Source organism: Myxococcales bacterium (genome assembly GCA_016716835.1).
In the GTDB taxonomy this organism is placed as follows: Bacteria; Myxococcota_A; Polyangia; order Haliangiales; family Haliangiaceae; genus JADJUW01.
Genome location: JADJUW010000001.1, coordinates 2,548,108 through 2,565,000 on the forward strand (window position 1 = coordinate 2,548,108; position 16,893 = coordinate 2,565,000).

Here is a 16,893-nt window from a genome sequence, read left to right on the forward strand (position 1 = left end):
TTACAAGCGCTCCATCGATCGATTTTCGATCGCGAGCTCGTAGCCAAACCACGGATTGCGCAGCGTAACGCGCGCGGCGTCGGTGCCGTCGCGACACAGCGCTGGGCCGCCCGAGGGCGTCGCATAGACGAACTCGACCGCGATCGGCTCGGCATACCCGGCGCGCGTAAACGTCCGGCGCACCAGGTCGCCGTCGCGCCAGCTTTCGACGACGCGCTCGTCGCCGACGTCGGCCGCAAGCTCGCCATCGCAGGCGCCAGAGGTTCGCGGCACGCGCGCGTAGAACACGCGCTGAATGTCGACGATCACGCCGCGCGGCGAGATCCGCATCGGCGGGCCCATGTAGCGCTCGTACACCACCTGCGTCGCGGATTGCTCGATGGTGAACGCGCGCGTATTCATCGGCCCAACGCCGACGACGAGCAGCGTCTCGCGATGTTTCTGCAACATGGCATTGAAGGCTTGTGGCGCGCCGGCGGCATCGCCGAGCGAACGCACTTCGATCGTTTGGGAGGCCGCAAGATCCGGATGCAGGTCCGCCGGTGCCTTGAGTTTGTACGGATATGCAGCGTCGTCGACGGCGATCACCATGCGCGACGGCGGCGCGCGGTGACAAGCGCCCAGCGCCAGCGCCGTGGCAAGCACCACGGTAACGAGCGGCATGCGCAGCGCCACCATAATGAGCGGGCACAGCAGCAATGCCAATGAGATGCCTAGCGCGACCGTGTAGCCCAGCGCCGCCATGCCATGATTTTCGCTAAAGCCAAGCAAGCCGAACGACAAGATCGTGGTGAGGGCGGCGACTAACATGCTTACTAGCGAGGTCGCGGCTTCGTCGACATCCGCGGCCTTATCGACCAAGAACACGCCAAAGTCGGTGGCCATCGCCAGCACGAGCAAGAGGGCAAGTAAGTGCAGAATGTGCAGCGCGATGCCCATGGCGGCGAGCATGCCAACGGTGGCCGCGATCGCGATGACCGCGGGCAACAGCGCCGCCAACGCCTTGGCCAGGCGGCGATAACGCGCCCAAAGCAACCCAAAAATCGCTAGGGCGCCAAGTAACGACGCCGTGATGATTTTCCCCCGCGCCGCCGCAAATACCGTCCGAATCTCATGGTCAGGTTTTGTAATGACGGCCGGTGCCCGGGCCTCGACGTGCGCACGCAACGCGGCCAAATCTCGCACGCCCCGCAAAGGCAGAATGACAAGATCACGGCGTAAAACCCCGCTCTGCACCCATTGCTGGCCCAACGGGGATCTCACAAAATCCGCATACGCAAGCCACGCTGGCGGTGCAGCGAGCGCCGCAAAATAGGGTGCGAATGCTTCGACCGAAAACTCAAGTTCGAGGAGCTTTGACTTCACCACGGGCACCGACTCCACCGCTGACTGATGTCGCACCTGTTGTTGTTCGTCGCTCGGCACAAACCGCGATACGTCGAGAAATCCATCGACAAGGCCAAGGGCGCGTGCGCCTGCAAGCGCGCTCGTCACAGTTTCGAGCTGTGCGGCGACGCCGCCTGCGCCTGCGGGCATCAAGGCGGCCAAGGCCTGGTCGTCGCCGGCACCATCCGCCAGGCGCGCGCGCACCGCTAGGTCTGCGTCCCGATGAGGACCGTTTGCCGCTGAGAGCAACGCAACATCATCGGTGAAGCGCGCGGACACGGCGCCCAGGCTGGCGATGCCAAGGCAGCCGGCGATCAGCAAGCCCCTCGCACCGCGCGACCACGGCAGCCGTCCGACGACCATGAGCAGGCGACGCGCCCAGCCGTGCAACCACGCCGCGGCCCTGGGTGGGCGATACGCGGCAGGCATCCACGCCGGCACCACAACGATGGTCACCAGCAACGACGCGGCGATCGCCGCCGCGGCGAACACCCCCATCTCGCGCAGCCCGGCCACGCCTGAAAAATAAAGGCCTGCAAATCCGAGCACGGTAGATATGCCGCCCATGAGCAGGCTGCGCCACACGCTTGCCATCGCCGCGCGCGCGCTGTGACCGGGGCTGAGTGCCACATGAGCGTAAAAATGCTCGACATAGTCGATGCCAACACCAAGCAAGGATGTGCCAAAGGCGATGGTGATGCCGTGGATCGAGCCAAATGAATAGTGGCACGCTAGCACGCCCGCAGCACAACCTACCCCCAGCGGCAACAGCGCGAGCGCCAGCAGGCGGAGATCGCGAAAAAGCAGCAGAAAGAGGAGCAAGATCCCCAACGTCGACACCAACCCAATTCGCGAGATATCGCGCTTTATTTGCGCTTCCGACGCAATCGCATACGGCGCCGCGCCGGCGAGCATAAGCGTCACGGCAGGGTGCGCGAGTTCCCACGCGCGCAGCTGGGCCACTAGCTCGCGTTGTGCCGGGGCGTCAAATGCCGAGGCGTATGTCGTCACAAACAAAAATGCGTGTCGCTGATCCGCGGTCACGAGCAATCCCTCGTAGCTGCCAAGCGTCGACGCTTGCGCTGCGTGCAGTGCCTGCAACGCGTCGGTCATCGAGCCGAGCGGATCAGCGGGCGCCAGCGCGGCATGCATGGCGCTTTCGGCGCCCGCGAGCTTGGCACTCAGCGCGCGGAGTCGGCGATCAATCTCGGGGGGCGCATAGGCCTCGGCTGCTAAATACATCCACGGCGGCTGCGCCCGCAGGTATTCCACAATGGCGTCCTGCTCCGCCGTCGTCACACCACTGCTTACGAGGCGGACGAGCGGCGACCGTTGCAATTGCAACTGTAGCTGGGCCGTGATGGCATGCAGCAGGTCGACGGCAGCGGCCTCATCAGGCGGCGGCGATGTAAGCGAAACGTCAATGATGAGCCGCTGCGCCGCATCGCTATGCCGCATCGCCGCCAAGACGACCGCCGACCGCGCCGCCGCCTCGCCACCACTTGGCGAGGGCATAAAGCGGGTGATGTCGGTGGTGATGACCAAGCGCGGCACGATTAGCGCGAACCAGGCCAAGATGCCAAGCACCACCGCCGCACCGAGCAAGCGCGGGCGCGTCACAACGGCCTCGACGCCGGCAGGCTAAACCACGCCTGCGCCGCGGCGTCGCTGATGGCTCCATTGATAACGACGTGATCAAACACCGTGCGAGCGTGATCGCCATTTGCCTCGTACACCTCGAGCGCATAGAGAGCGCTGCCATGGCCGACGATGGCGATGTTGCGCAGCATCTTCGCGAGCGAGGCGCGCTGCGGCGTCAGCGTAAGCATCCACCAGCCAGCGGTGTCGCCGCGCAGCTCAAGCCGAAACATGGTCGCCAGCCCCGGCCCATCGCCGCGTAGCAACATTGGAAACGCCGAGGCAATCGCGGCCACGTCCCGCGCCTGCGCCAACGAGGTGTGCCGCACCGAGGTACCGTCCCAGATGCTCAAGGTCTTGCTGGTCAACACGACCTTTTGTGGCGATGGCGCCAGCGTCTGCCGCGCCAAGCCGCGCTCGCGATCAAAAAAGATTTCACCGCTCGACAGCAACGGTTTAATCAGGAGCGTTATTTTCTTTGCCTCCGCGAACGTCGCGTGAAGGTTGCCGATGCCACGCAGCTGCGCGAATAATTTTGCCTGTGCGGCGGCGGGGAGCAGCGGCTGGGTACGCAAATTTGCCGGCGGCTGGGCCGCTGCCGGACCGGCATGCGCGGCGCTGACCAGCGACAACATCACAACGACGCCCGCCAGCAGCGCGGCAAGCGACCAAGCCGTGATGCGCGCCTGCTGCTTCATATAAACGACGTTCGTTACGGTAATCGCGTTTCGTTACGCCGCGGCGCGATTTGCCGCAATGTACGCCGCCAGCGCGGCCACCGAGGCGAACGCCTGTTTAACTTCAGGGCTGTTTTGTGCGAACTTGACGCCGTACTTGCGCTCGATCGCGGTTGCCAACTCGAGCACATCGATAGAATCCAGGCCCAGGCCCTCGCCAAAGAGGCTGCCGGTCACGTCGATGCTTGCGGGCGCCACGTCTTCTAGCTGCAGCGCCTCGACAATCAGGTGCTTGAGTTCGTCTTCGAGCGTCATAAGCCTACGTCTTATCTCAGTTCGCTGCGGCTGCCTACGATTGAGACGCTTGGCAGGGCTAAATATTCACGAAATTGCGCCTCTGCCGCGCGCGCCATTGCGCGGCTATTACCCTGAAATTGCTCAGGTTCAACCACAGTCGCCGGCCGAATTGCAAGCCGGCACACGCGGTCGGGGTGACGCCAAAATGGCAAGCCCTTGCTCAGCGCCGGCGGCGAAGCGGTCATGTGGAGATGAACCACCTCAACGGCGTTCTTACACGCGATCTCAAACGCCCCGCGATGAAAGGGTTGCAGGCCTCCCGGCGGTGAACGCGTGCCTTCGGGGAAGATTAAGACATCAAAGCCAAGCCGCAAGCGCTCGGCGCATTGCGCCAGCATGTCGTGATGCCCATGGAGGTCGGTCCCTGCGGCGACAAAGCCCGCGAGCCGCAGCACGCGCCCAACCAGCGCGCTATTGGCGTAGCTGCTCTTGGCGACGCAGATCACGTTGGGATAGGTCGCGATGATCGCGGTCATGTCAATTAACGTCGTGTGATTGGCCACCAAGATGCGGCCCCGAGTCGGCTCGGCAGGCGGCGGCAAGGGTCCTAGCGGCACCACATCTACCAACCGGCAAACCCGCATGTAGCCGTGGAACAAGCTAAAACAACGCCGAATTACCCGTTGGCAACGGCCCAGCTTTTGCGCGCGGGTACCGGGCCACAACCACACCATCGGTAAAGCCAGCCATGCGCACAGCACGGCGCCAAGCCAAAAAAAAGCAAAGGAGCTCAAGACGAGGAGGGCTCGTAAGGTGCGATACAGCGCGTAGACTGGCCACGGCAGGGTATCGCGCCAGGGAAAGCATAGCCGGTCAAGCGCCGGGTCTCGAGCCGCTCGCAAGGCGTCGCTGGCATAAGGCGCTAGGCCCGTAAGCGAGCCGACGGTCTCGCAACGCAGCGCCTTGGCGCGGCAGGCCTCAAGCAATTCGCGCAGCGCCTCCAAGGTGGGCGCCCGATCGGCTCCGCCACCCAGGCCGCATCCGTCGTGCAAGACCAAGATGGCGCCTGGTGCCAGGCTGCCGCGCAGGCGCCTCATGATCGCCTCGCTCGTGGTGCGCAATGAGTCGCGTCCCCGCGCGGTCCAGGAAATGCATTGCAACTGCGGTAGCGCCCGCAGGCCGTCGGCGACCAGGGGTGAGCGCAGGCCTTGCGGGGGTCGAAACAACAGCGGCGTCTTGCCGATTATTTCGCCGACGACGCGCACGGCCTCGACGATTTCGCGGTGAATATACGCGGCACGGCCAACGTGAAACCGTACGCGGTGGCTCATCGTGTGGGTGCCAATTTCGTGGCCCTCGGCGATGATGTGCTGCACGAGGGCTGGGTGCTCAGCCGCGCGCGAGCCAAGCACAAAAAACGTCGCCTTAGCGTCATAGGCTTTAAGCAGCGCGAGAATTTTCGGCGTTACCTCAGGATCAGGCCCGTCGTCGAACGTAAGCGCGATCGCGCCTGTATTGCCCTTGCCTCGCCACGCTACGGGCAAAAAGAATTGGCTACGCGGATGCGCGACGGCACGCACCAGCCACCACACCATCGCCGCCAACCCAACCCCCGCGGCCAACCATGCATAGGGCGCCGCCAGCAAATAAACACACGCCACCACCCATCCAAGCGCCGCGAGCTTTACGGCCGCGGCCTTGGCCAAGGCCACTCCCACGCTACAAGCCTCCGGCCACGGCGATGACCTGACCCGTCACATAGCTCGCCCGTTCCGACGCCAAGAATGCGACGACCTCGGCGACTTCTTGCGCCTGCCCCAGGCGCGCCATAGGAATCTGCGCAATGAGTTCGCTGACCGGCGCGCCCGCGATCATGTCGGTGTCGATAAGTCCCGGCGCCACCGCATTCACCGTGATGCCGCGCTTGGCGAATTCGAGCGCTAGCGACTTGGTGGCGCCGATAAGCCCCGCCTTCGCGGCGGCGTAATTTACCTGGCCGCGATTGCCGTGGACGCCCGAGATGCTGGTCATGTTGATGACGCGGCCCCAGCGACGTTTGGCCATCGCCATAATCAAGGGTTGCGTGACATTGTAAAAACCGTCGAGGCTGGTGCGAAGAACGTCGTGCCACGCCTGCGCCGAGAGCGCCGGAAAGAGGCCGTCAGCGATAATCCCGGCGTTGTTCACCACGACGTCGATGGGCGTAGACTCCAGCAGCACCCTTATCGCCGCCCCCGTCGCCGCTGAGTCTTTCACATCAAATGCCAAGACCTGCGCGCGCCGCCCTAGCGCTCGCACCTCGGCGGCCACGGCCTCCGCGGCCGCGACGCCTTGCACGCACGTCACCACCACGTCCAGGCCATCGCGTGCCAGCGTCCTTGCCACCGCGGCACCAATGCCGCGGCTGCCCCCGGTGACGAGCGCGGTGCGCGGGTTAGGCAGCGTCATGTTCGCTCCACCCTGGATCGACCAAGATCAAATGCATCGTCGCGCACGCTGCGCCACCGCGCCGCACCACGCATTCGAAGGCGCCCGACCGCTCATTGCCCGAGACGTGCGTGGCGGTGACCTGCAAGATGTCGCCTACCGCGAATGACTCAACGTCGAACCGCGCCTCGCGGCAACTCGCCAAAAATCCAATGACCGGGGTCTTGGCGTGGATGCTGACATAGACCGCCGCGGCTTGCGCCGCGATTTCAATCGTGGCCAATGCGCCCACCGCGCCGCCTTCAAGAAAAATAAAGTCGTCATCAATGGTGCATTGACAGGTAACCGCCTCGGACGTTTCGCTCACCAACGCATCCAACAAGACCATGCGACCGCGCTGCGGCAGATATCGCGCCATCGCGTGGCGATGCGCCTGCAGATTCATGACGCCACCTGCGTGGAAACGTGCGCTACGATATCAAAGCCATCTCGCAAGGAACCGAGCGCAACCTGCCCTGGCTGCCGCGCTTTCACCAGCGCCGCCAACGCCGCGCCCGCGGCTAAGGCGTCGGCCTGGGTAATGACGTACGTCGCGGCGCGTTCAGCGAGCGACAACATGCCGAGCGAGGCCAGTCCCGAACTCGTAAGCGCCGTCGCATCGCCGAGCAACAAGGCCACGGCCCTGCCATCGCTGTCGGCGTCGCCACCAAACACGACGGGCACGGGCTCGTCGGCGTAACTCACCAAGACGACGCCCGCGCGCTCTTGCGCCGTGAGCACCGCCTCCACCATGCCGGCCGCAAATGACGACGCGCCGCTGGTGATGGTCGTCGTGGGCTCGCGACGGCCTGCCGCGATCGAGTATACGCCCGACGGCGAATTGTGCACGCTCAGGGCAAAGCGAGCCGAGCTTACCGCCTGGTGCTCGCGAATATCGCCGATGATATCGGCTGCGGTCTGCACCTCGCCGTGATTACTGCAAAACACCGATCCGCACGCCACCTCGCGCGGCAGCCCCGCCGTTGCCTGTTGGCAAACCTCGACATGCATTTGCATGACCAGACTGGTGAATCGGCGCGCGCGCCCGACCAACAAGGCGAAGGCTGGTTTGTGTGGCCCCGTGCGCGGGCCGCCCGCCGTCGAGGTCCCGTGCGCCGTCGAAAAATATCCCACGCCGAGCACGTGCAAGGGCGTCCCCAGCGCGAGGCTCATCGCAAGGCCTCACCGTTGGGTGGCACGGCGACCGATATGACGGCCGTGCAATTGTTGCCGCCAAAGGCAAATGAGTTCACCAATACATGACGAAGCGCCCGCCGCTGCGCTTGATGGACGATCGTCAAACCAAGGCTTTCGTCAACCGGCATGGCGCGCGGCGTAGGCAGGCAGGTCTGCCGCCGCAGCGATTCGATGGCGAGCACCAGCGAGGTCAGGCCCGCAGCGCCGAGCGTGTGCCCGGTCAGCGCCTTCGTGCCCGACACTGGGGCGCCGGGACATAACGTGCGAATGGCTAGGCTTTCCATCGCGTCGTTTTGCTGGGTGCCGGTACCATGCGCCGATACGTAATCTATGTCGCCGGCAACGAGCCCTGCATTGGCGATGGCTTCGGCCATGCTCGCAATGGCACCTTTGGCCTCCGGATCGGGACTCGAGGGATGAAAGGCATCTGCGCTCTCGCCAAGACCGGCCAGCACGCAAAGCGTTTCCGCGCGGGGGGCCTCGCGCTCGATCAAAATATAGGCGGACCCCTCGCCAATGGTAATCCCGGCGCGCTCCGCAGAAAATGGTCGGGTCGGCGACGACGATAAGATTCCCAGGCTGTTAAAACCCATGAGCGTGGTGCGGCACAGTGAATCGGCGCAGCCGACCACCACCGCATCTGCTAGACCGGCCTCGATCAACCGCAACGCCGATTTTGCGGCCTTGAGGCTAGAAGAACACGCCGTCGACACCGCAAAGCGATAGCCGCTAATACCCCAATAGGCCGCGATCGCGTCGCTCGTGGCGTTCATTGCGTGGTCGGCATACAAACCCGCACGACTCGGCGACGCCCCCTGCTCGCCCGTTGCCAACAGCGCCTGCTCGGTCTGCTCGAGGCCGCCGGTCGAGCTCGCAAAAATGTAGCCAACGCGCGCCGCCCCCCATCTCGCCACGGCGCGCGTCACGGCCGGCGCGATGGCGATCACGGACGGCAGCGCGACCTGCATCACCCTCGTGCGCGCGCCGCCGATGACAACGCCATCCGTGGCGGTCAAATCGCGCATGGCGCCAACCGGCGCCGAAAATGGCAAATCCGCAAAGACGCTGCTATCTGAAAAACAGTCGGCCCCTGCGGCGGCATTTTCTGCCACCTGCCCCATGACATTTCCCAGGCAGTTGGCAAGCGCCGCCCCCGTGATGGGCCGCCCGTACATCACCCCGCCACACTGTTCGCGGCGTCACGCCCCGCACCGCGTTCAAGAATTTTCACAATGCGCGCGACGCGCGCCACCTCGGCATCGTGATTGGCGACAAAGGGATTGCTGGTATCCCACACGTAACCCGCAAGCACCGAGCAAATCTTGCGTTGGATATCTAGATTGGGCTCTTTGGCGAAAAAGAGCGTCTCGAGCGTGCCGTCGTACCAACGATTGACATACGTGCGAAACGTATCGACGCCCTGCTGGACGACTTTAGTGTATTGCTGCTGCCAGTCGACAGCCTTGCCCGCGAGCTTATCGATGACGAGCCCACTTGCGAGATGAGACGAGACCGTGGCAAACATCACGCCCGAGGAAAAGATCGGATCAAGAAACTCAGTCACATTGCCAGTCAACACAAACCCTGGACCAAAAAATGTGTCGGTGGTCGCTGACCACGCCTGCAGCGACTTCGGCTCCCACACGTGTGGCTGGTCAGCAAATCGACCCGCCAGGTAAGGGTGCGCGCCGAGCAGCCCGCGAAACTGCTCGGTCACGCTTTCGCCGAACTGATCAAAATACTCAATCGCGCCGACAATACCGACTGAGGTGATGCCATTAGAAAACGGAATCACCCACACCCATACGCCCGGCGCCATGCATAGAATGACGATGCGATTGGGCTCGTCGAACGCGAGCCGCTTGGGATCTTGCATGTGCGCAAACACCGCCTTGCGCGGCTCCAGCGTCGAGGGTCGGTCGAGCCCGCGCAGCCGTGGAATCACGCGCCCGTAGCCGCTGGCATCGATGATGAACTTGGCGTTGATGGTCGCAATCGAGCCATCCGGCCGCTCGATTGTTGTGGTCGAGCTCTCGTCGGCGTGAAAATCGATCGCTTGTACCGTCGTGCGAAACGCCACCGGCACGCCGCGCCGCGCGACTTCCTCGATAAGCGCCAAATCAAACTCGGCGCGCGGCACCTGCCACGTCCACTTCCAGCCGTCGGTGAATTGCTCTGAAAAATTAAAATCCGAGACGGCGTCGCCCTTGATAAATTTGGCGCCAAATTTCTCCTGGAATCCCTTCGCTTTTATGCAGTCGAGCAGCCCCGCATCCTGCAGCACTTCCATGCAGCGCGGCAGCAGGCTCTCGCCAATAACAAAGCGCGGAAATTGCTCGCGCTCAACCACCGCAACCGACAGCCCAGTCTTGTGCACCATGGCGGCCGCCACCGAGCCCGCAGGCCCGGCGCCGATTACCAAGACGTCTACGGCTGAGGGACTTGCAGGCACGGCACGGTTTATCATAGTTGCACCTGCTTCAGAACCGTCATCCCAGGCGTTCCGGGCAGAGCGTTTCCGCCACCCAACTGGCATCGGCCCCTTCCCTCCGACATGTGACGCCGATTCCCAGTCCGAGATTCATTCGGGGTGTCCGAACTCACCCGCCGGAAGCAGAATATATTAACTAAATAGCTTAAATTATTAAGTATTCATCTTGCGATGGCGTGCAATTTAATTGCGCTCAACTGGCACGACCGTGCCGCCAACGCTGAGAATTGAAAATTGCAAATTTGGCAGAGGCTCGGTGGCTCGTTTCGCGATCACCCACATCGCATCTCCATACCAATATATGTCGACGAGCGAGAGCGCCCCTTCTTGACAGTCCCAGTGGACGTCGGCTGTTTCGTCGGCGCAGATTTGCGCGGAATCTCCGCCTTGCGAACACAGACTCCAAAACTGCGCGGGGTCCGCGGCGCCGCCTGAACAAGTGCTCGGAGCCACCGACCAAGTGAGCTCCGGAAGGAGACAATGGTCTGTAAAGACAGCATCCGAACTCTGGCACCATGAGATGGCGTGCGGCACGTGCAGGTCGATCTCAATGCCCGCGTCCGTCAATGCTGCGGCGCTATCTGCCAGCACTTGCGCCTCGAGCGCGGTGAGCTCTTCTTCGGATCCCGGGCCACCGGCTGGGTTGCCGGTGAGATTTCGCTGAAAAACAAACCCGTCCCAATCTGCCTCATAAATGATTAGGTTCACAAACGAGACAAAGCTCGACGGACCAAAATGCGAATACAGCACGGCGAGTTTATGCCCGTCGCTCGAAGCGCCGATCAGCTGATAGCGCTGAAACTCACGCGGATCGCCGCGATCGCCTTGCGTGGCATGCGCCACCGGTTCACAGCTCGTTGGCAGCTCGCACACCGGATAGGATGCCGCGACCGGCATGGGTTCGGTGCTGCCCGAGCAGCCATAAAGCACCACGCCAAGGACGGGAGCAATGGCAGAAATACGCTGCGGCTTCATATGATTTCCTTTGTGTCGCTTGCTGGCTTAGGTTCTCAATACGACTTGGCGAGCATTCAATTTGCCTCCGGCCCTTCGCACACTTTAGGTGTTGGCGTACCGCGTCCGTAGACGAGGTGCGTTTCCCCGTCTTGGTAAGAAAGAAACGCCGCATGAAGCCGGCCTTGCGCATCGATTGCCAACGATGGCCACGAAAGCGCGCCAAATTCCTGCGGAACCTCTACCTCCTCGGTCAACCATTCGCCCGCCGCTGGTCCGTAGCTAAGCGTCATGGTGCCGTGCTCAATCTGCGTCGCGACCGCAAACGCTTCATCGTTGGCATCAACCGCGAGCGACGTGTGACACGCGCCGATATCGGCCATCTGCCTCACGCTCCAATGTTCGCCGTCCCATACGGCGCGATACACGCCGTCCACCTCGACCTCGGCCTCGTTTTCGTAGTTGCCGCCAAACACCGCGAGCCAGCCATCGTTGCTGGTGCTGGCAAGATGCACGTCAAGCGCCTCAAATCCGGTCGACGGTTCAATGATGGTGGACAGCACAGGCTCGCCGCCATCGGCAAGGGTGACAAAGGACAAATCACCCTTGGTGGCGCCCTGGCCGTCCGTAAACGCGTAGACAATGCCCGTGGTTGTGCCATGACGTGCAACGTCCAACGACGTCGGCGTCGACAAGGTGCCGCCACGATTGACGAGTTCGCGCGTCTCAGAGCTAGCGTGTTCCACCGTCGTAAATAGCAGCGGCGTTGGGCTGGTTAGCGCGTTGTAGCCATCCGCATGCGCAACCTGGAGCGTGTCGCCAACCGAGATAATGCCTGGGATATTGCCAATTCTAGCGGTTTCACTCTGGATATTCTTCATGGTCCAAATGTCACCGCCTTGGGTTGCGATGCGTAAATAGCCTTCTTCCGCCTGATGAAACGCCGCATAAACGAGACCATCGTCGCCCACCACAAGATCGGTCTTGTCACCATAGCTGCCGGTAAATGATAATTGTTCAGGCTTCCACATGCCGATATCGAAGAGCTTGGTAGCGCCCATCATGTCGCCGAGTGGACCCGTAGCTCGAATGCTGGAGATCCAGATCCTGTCAGCCGTCACCGCGATGCTTGCGCCGTATCCAGAAATCGGGCTTTGATCGACGCGGTCGAATTCCCAACTCCACTGCTTACACGCCCCCGCCGGCGCATTCGGGTCCGGCGCGGTATCAGAATTCTGACAGCCCGTCTGCCACAGCAACGCGCAAGGTATTGCGATCATTAGAGATTCCAGGTTGGACCCAAATACTTGCTTATTCATGGTCCGTCCAATTGCAAAATAGAAGCCAAATTTTGCAATTAGAGACCAGCCAATGTGATTTAGGCTCGCTCTCTAATGGTCGAACCGGTGACGGCAAGACCACTGATTCGCGCTGGTGAGGCTCTCAAAAAACTGAGACCGCCGTATCGCGAAGGATCCGATCCGCGGGCAACACGCGCCAGAAGTTCCCGCGCGAGGAAATATACCCTGTCAAGCGCCAACAGAAGTTGACCCTATCGCGCCACTAATCTTGACCCACCCCCTTGGTTAGATTGGATTGGTGGTCGCCCAGGAGGCCGGCCCGTTTTTTCTGACGCAGCCGATAGCTGTCGCCGCGGATGATCAAGGCGTGGCTGTGGTGGAGCACGCGGTCAAGTACGGCGGTGGCAATGGTATCGTCGCCGAAGACGGCGCCCCAGTGGCTGATGGGTTGGTTGGTGGTGATGAGTAGGCTGCCTTTTTCGTACCTCCTGGAAACGAGCTGGAAGAAGAGATGCGCGGTGTGTTTTTCAAGCGGCAAGTAGCCAAGCTCGTCGATGACCAACAGCTTGGGCTTGGCGTAGAAGGCGATTTGCTCGGGGAGCTTGGCGTCGCTGTGGGCCCGGGCGAGGCTGGCGAGCAGCGCGGTGGCCGTGACAAACAAGACCGAGTGCCCCGCCTCGACGCAAGCGCGGCCGAGGGCGATGCCGAGATGCGTCTTGCCGACGCCCGGTGGCCCAAAGAGCAAGACATTCTCGGCGCTCGCGACAAAGCGCCCCGTCGCCAGCTCGCGGACGAGCTTGGCGTCGACCGACGGTTGGAATTTGAAGTCGAAGTCCGCGAGCGTCTTGACCGTCGGAAAGTGAGCGATCTGAATGCCCATGGTGACACGCTTCTTTTGCTTGGCCTCGGTCTCTTCGGTGAGCAGCTGATCGAGAAACGCGAGATACGTCGGCTCGCTGCGCGCCGCCGCGGCCAAGATGGCGTCCAGGCGTTGCGCAATCGCGCCAAGCCGAAGCGTTTGCAGGCGCGCCGCGACGCGCGCATGCACGAGGTCACTCATGGCGCGCCTCCAATCGCGGCCGCATAAATATCGAGGCTGCGGCCTATCGGTGACACGTGGGGCGCGTCAGCGTAGTGATGCTGCGTGCGAAACAGGCCCGCAAAATGCGCGGGCTGGGTGTGGCGCGCGTACGGCTCGTGGCCGCGCGGATGCCGCGCAATCTCATGGGAGCCCTCAAAAATCGCAACCTCGTCATCGCCGACTAGGACCTCGACCGTGCGCTTGACGAAGGCATGCGGCACGCTATAGCGAATCGTATCCACATCGACGAAGCAGTCATTGGCGACGCGACGCTCAAGGCGCCGCTGACGGATTGGCAGTGCGCGTGGCAAGGGCCGCAGCGCCGCGGCCTCCACCTCCGCGAAGCGATCTGCTGGCCGCGCCCTCGTGGTGCCATGGATGCGCTGATCTGCGAGCGCCATCCACTGCACCAGATGTGCCTGCAGCGCGGCAAACGACGCGAAGCTCTGGCCCGCGAGGCCATTGCGCTTGACGTAGCCAACCCCTGACTCGGTCTTGCCCTTGGTGCGCGCGCGATACGGCTTGCACACGCTGACGGCGACGCCAAAATCACGACAGAAGCTCGCAAACGCCGGGTGGACTTGCACGCCGCCGTCCGCACCGGGCCGCCGCAGCACGAGCGCGCCGGCGCGATCAATCAAGATGCTTTGGGTGACGCCGCCAAACGCCGTAAACGCCCCCGCGAGCCCTTCGCGCCAATCATCTTGGCGCTGCGCGAGGGAGGCTCGGACAAAAATTCGGCGCGAGTAGCCCAGCACCGCGACAAATAAATGGACGCGCGTGCGCTGGCCGCCGATCAAGACGGTCTTCTCACCGAAGTCAATTTGCAACTGCGCACCGGGCGCCGTCTCAAACCGCACCGTCGCCAGCGCCGCTGCGGCCTGCGCTTGGCGGTGGGGCGCCAAGCGGCGCTGCAGCGTCCGCAATGACACCAGTGTGCCCGCCTCCGCCATCAGCCGCTGCACCACCACCGTATTGCCGGCGGCCTCCGCGCGCAAAAGCGCCGTCGCCTGCGCCAAGGCTTCGTCGTCGAGCTTGCGCGCACGCGGGCGCCTTTGCACCGCGGCACCGTCGCCGCCGCGCAGGTAGCGCTTGACGCTGTTTTTTGGCCACGCCGACCTCGGCGGCGATGCGCCGGGCGCCCCACTTCAAGGCGGCAAGCGTGCGGATTTGCCTTACTATTTCCGGATCTATCATCGGGATGCTCAGCATCCCGCCGTTTCCATGTGCTTCAACTGTCATGTGCCCTCCGTCATTTGCATGTCGGGAGGGGGTCAGTTTTAGTGGCGCCAATGGGTCAGTTTACGTGGCGCCTGACATACCCTGCCATAAGGCATCCCAACGCGCCGGGCGAGGAATCGAGCTCTTTGATGAGCGCTGATTCCATTTGAGCGCAAGCGCTATTTCAAGGCTTTGAGCGTAAGCAACAAGTTATAACGCTGAGGTCGAAACGTAAGCAGCCGCCACAGTGGATCACCAAGCAACCTGAAGGGGCGCCCGAATTTAACCGGGAAGAGCAACTGTGCCGACACAATCTCAAACCCTTGCGAGGTGACAAATTTTTCGAACTCGGCCTGGTTCCACTCGCGAACGTGATACTTGTTGGAGCAACCTTGTGCGGACTTGCCTCGCGTTAGGTCCCGCTCGGGCGTTGAAACCATAATGACACCGTCGTCGCTTACCAGCGCCCGCAGACTGGCGAGCAGGATCTCCGGCTTTTCAACGTGCTCAATGACGTCAGAACAATTCACGATGTCAAATTTGGCGCCGGACCACACCACGGGCTCATTTAGATTCACCTGATGAAATTCGCGGCCCGCATGGCGCTTTTTGCAAAATCGAATCGCGCTGGCTTGATCGAAACCAACCACCGTGGTGTCTGGCAAAGATTTCGCAACTTCCATCAACTTGAGCGCCGAGCCGCAGCCAACGTCGGCGACGCGGGCAGCCTTGCGTGCGGCGGCGGCCTTGGCTAGCGCCTTGTAGACCGGCCATTGGTAGCTTGCCGACCCCTGCAAGTGATCTTCAATCTCCCAATACGCATTTGCCTCGGGAGAGTCCTCGTCAAACGAAATCACGGGGTTCGCTTGGTATCCGTCCTTGATGAAGTAATTTGAGGTCATAGGCGAGGCGCATAGTGCCAGACTGGGGCCGCATTTGTCACCCGCGAAAATCGCCAGATCGCGCGCTGGCGCCGCCGGTTCCGCCCTTTTCCACAGTTTGCATACAGTGACCAAACGCAGGTGTGCTACTAGCAGGCTGGGTAATCATGCCGGGCGCCTATTCTGCCACTGAACGACCTCCAGTTTCTGTCGTCGTTCGGTCGTATAATCGCCTAGATGCCCTCGTGGAGCTAATTCCGATTATTCTGGGTCAAACCTTCACCAAGTTTGAATTAGTGGTGGTGGAGCAGTCGACGCAGAAATCGCCCGAGCAAATCGCAAAGCTGGCCGCGCTCGTACGCGATCCACGGATTCGCGTTTTCCCGTTTCCGCCGCTGGGCGGACCGCGTTCGCGCAATGAAAGCGCTCGCGTTGCCCGCGGCGATATTATCGTGTTCATCGATGACGATGATATTCCGGGTTCAGAGCGTTGGCTTCAATCGCTGCTGGCTCCGCTAAATGACCCCCATTGCTTAGCGGTTACCGGCGGCGATAGACTCGAAGGAGAACTCGAGTCGGAGCGCCCGTATTTCAATCCCGACAAGGCGGAACGCCGCGTGATGTCGCTCAACTTCCTCGGTTGGCAACGGGTGCATTCACGCGCGCGGGTGCGGAAGCGCGTGACGACCTTGCGTGGCGGCAACATCGCCGTGCGGCGCACAACCCTCGAGCGCTTCGGGCTATGGGACGAATGTACTCCCGTCGAAGACGACGTCTCCATCGCCTATCGAATTATCAAGGCCAAAGCGCCGGAGGAGTATCTCTACTTCGATGGGTTCGCCTATCAGATTCGCCGCTTCGATGTGCCGGGCGGCATGGCGAAACGCAAAAGCTCGAGCCGTCAGTATTCATACAAGCTCTTCCAGTTTTTTCACAATGTCGTCGCGCACTACTTCCCCTGGCGGTTCGTGCTGCTGTACCCCGCGTATATCTATTTGAATGCCTTCCAGACCATCGATTGGATCTGGGGCGACACTGGTGATCGAAACACCACGACCGCAAAGGCCGCGGCAACTTGCTGGACCATCATCGCAACGGTGCCGCGTCATGTGTGGTGGTTATTGCGCTGGGGGAAACAACGGATTTTTGGCGCGCCGCTTGAGTACGCGCCGTCGATCCAGCACACGCCAACAACCATCGAGGCCATCGCGCGATGGGAAGCGCAGCAAACGACTCGTGCCGCCTAAGCGCGCCGAGCCCTAAGATCATCAGCCCCTTTCGTGATGCCACCCAAGGAGATGCG

The 16,893-nt window shown here is 62.2% G+C and carries 14 protein-coding genes and 1 pseudogene; 1 reads left to right on the forward strand and 14 read right to left on the reverse strand.

All coding sequences use genetic code 11. The features are described 5' to 3' along the window. The 14 genes and pseudogenes from IPL79_11205 to IPL79_11270 form a co-directional block, all read right to left on the reverse strand. Nucleotides 1-3,006, reverse strand: a complete 3,006-nt coding sequence (locus IPL79_11205) for a DUF3261 domain-containing protein (GenBank protein ID MBK9071556.1) — start codon at nt 3,004-3,006, stop codon at nt 1-3. Next, nucleotides 3,003-3,722, reverse strand: a complete 720-nt coding sequence (locus IPL79_11210; protein ID MBK9071557.1) for an outer membrane lipoprotein carrier protein LolA — start codon at nt 3,720-3,722, stop codon at nt 3,003-3,005. Before IPL79_11210 ends, IPL79_11205 begins: the two co-directional genes overlap by 4 nt. A 33-nt stretch (nt 3,723-3,755) precedes the next feature. After that, nucleotides 3,756-4,016 (reverse strand): acyl carrier protein, encoded by a 261-nt coding sequence (locus tag IPL79_11215; GenBank protein ID MBK9071558.1) that lies wholly within the window; start codon nt 4,014-4,016, stop codon nt 3,756-3,758. A gap of 11 nt (nt 4,017-4,027) precedes the next feature. Then, nucleotides 4,028-5,716, reverse strand: a complete 1,689-nt coding sequence (locus IPL79_11220) for a polysaccharide deacetylase family protein (GenBank protein MBK9071559.1) — start codon at nt 5,714-5,716, stop codon at nt 4,028-4,030. Between the two features lies 1 nt (nt 5,717). Continuing rightward, nucleotides 5,718-6,446, reverse strand: a complete 729-nt coding sequence (fabG, locus tag IPL79_11225) for a 3-oxoacyl-ACP reductase FabG (protein ID MBK9071560.1) — start codon at nt 6,444-6,446, stop codon at nt 5,718-5,720. Then, nucleotides 6,433-6,870 (reverse strand): hypothetical protein, encoded by a 438-nt coding sequence (locus IPL79_11230; GenBank protein MBK9071561.1) that lies wholly within the window; start codon nt 6,868-6,870, stop codon nt 6,433-6,435. Before IPL79_11230 ends, fabG begins: the two co-directional genes overlap by 14 nt. Then, complete coding sequence (locus IPL79_11235; GenBank protein MBK9071562.1) at nt 6,867-7,637, reverse strand: beta-ketoacyl synthase chain length factor; 771 nt, start codon at nt 7,635-7,637, stop codon at nt 6,867-6,869. The genes IPL79_11230 and IPL79_11235 overlap by 4 nt, the downstream gene beginning before the upstream one ends. After that, nucleotides 7,634-8,782 (reverse strand): beta-ketoacyl-[acyl-carrier-protein] synthase II, encoded by a 1,149-nt coding sequence (locus IPL79_11240; protein MBK9071563.1) that lies wholly within the window; start codon nt 8,780-8,782, stop codon nt 7,634-7,636. Before IPL79_11240 ends, IPL79_11235 begins: the two co-directional genes overlap by 4 nt. 53 nt (nt 8,783-8,835) lie before the next feature. Continuing rightward, entirely contained in the window at nt 8,836-10,128 is a 1,293-nt protein-coding gene (locus IPL79_11245) for a tryptophan 7-halogenase (protein MBK9071564.1), read from the reverse strand. Between the two features lie 207 nt (nt 10,129-10,335). Beyond that, nucleotides 10,336-11,127: a hypothetical protein gene (locus IPL79_11250; GenBank protein MBK9071565.1), complete on the reverse strand. Its 792-nt coding sequence runs from the start codon at nt 11,125-11,127 to the stop codon at nt 10,336-10,338. Between the two features lie 56 nt (nt 11,128-11,183). Then, nucleotides 11,184-12,386: a hypothetical protein gene (locus IPL79_11255; protein ID MBK9071566.1), complete on the reverse strand. Its 1,203-nt coding sequence runs from the start codon at nt 12,384-12,386 to the stop codon at nt 11,184-11,186. 283 nt (nt 12,387-12,669) lie between these two features. Continuing rightward, nucleotides 12,670-13,467: an ATP-binding protein gene (locus tag IPL79_11260; protein ID MBK9071567.1), complete on the reverse strand. Its 798-nt coding sequence runs from the start codon at nt 13,465-13,467 to the stop codon at nt 12,670-12,672. Then, nucleotides 13,464-14,685 (reverse strand): annotated as a pseudogene (locus IPL79_11265) (IS21 family transposase). Before IPL79_11265 ends, IPL79_11260 begins: the two are co-directional and overlap by 4 nt. Nucleotides 14,686-14,888: 203 nt before the next feature. Continuing rightward, nucleotides 14,889-15,611: a class I SAM-dependent methyltransferase gene (locus IPL79_11270; GenBank protein ID MBK9071568.1), complete on the reverse strand. Its 723-nt coding sequence runs from the start codon at nt 15,609-15,611 to the stop codon at nt 14,889-14,891. Between the two features lie 146 nt (nt 15,612-15,757). On the opposite strand from IPL79_11270, the gene IPL79_11275 reads away from it, so the two are divergent. Then, nucleotides 15,758-16,837, forward strand: coding sequence for a glycosyltransferase (locus IPL79_11275; GenBank protein ID MBK9071569.1), 1,080 nt, complete (start codon nt 15,758-15,760; stop codon nt 16,835-16,837). The last annotated feature ends 56 nt before the right edge of the window (nt 16,838-16,893 follow it).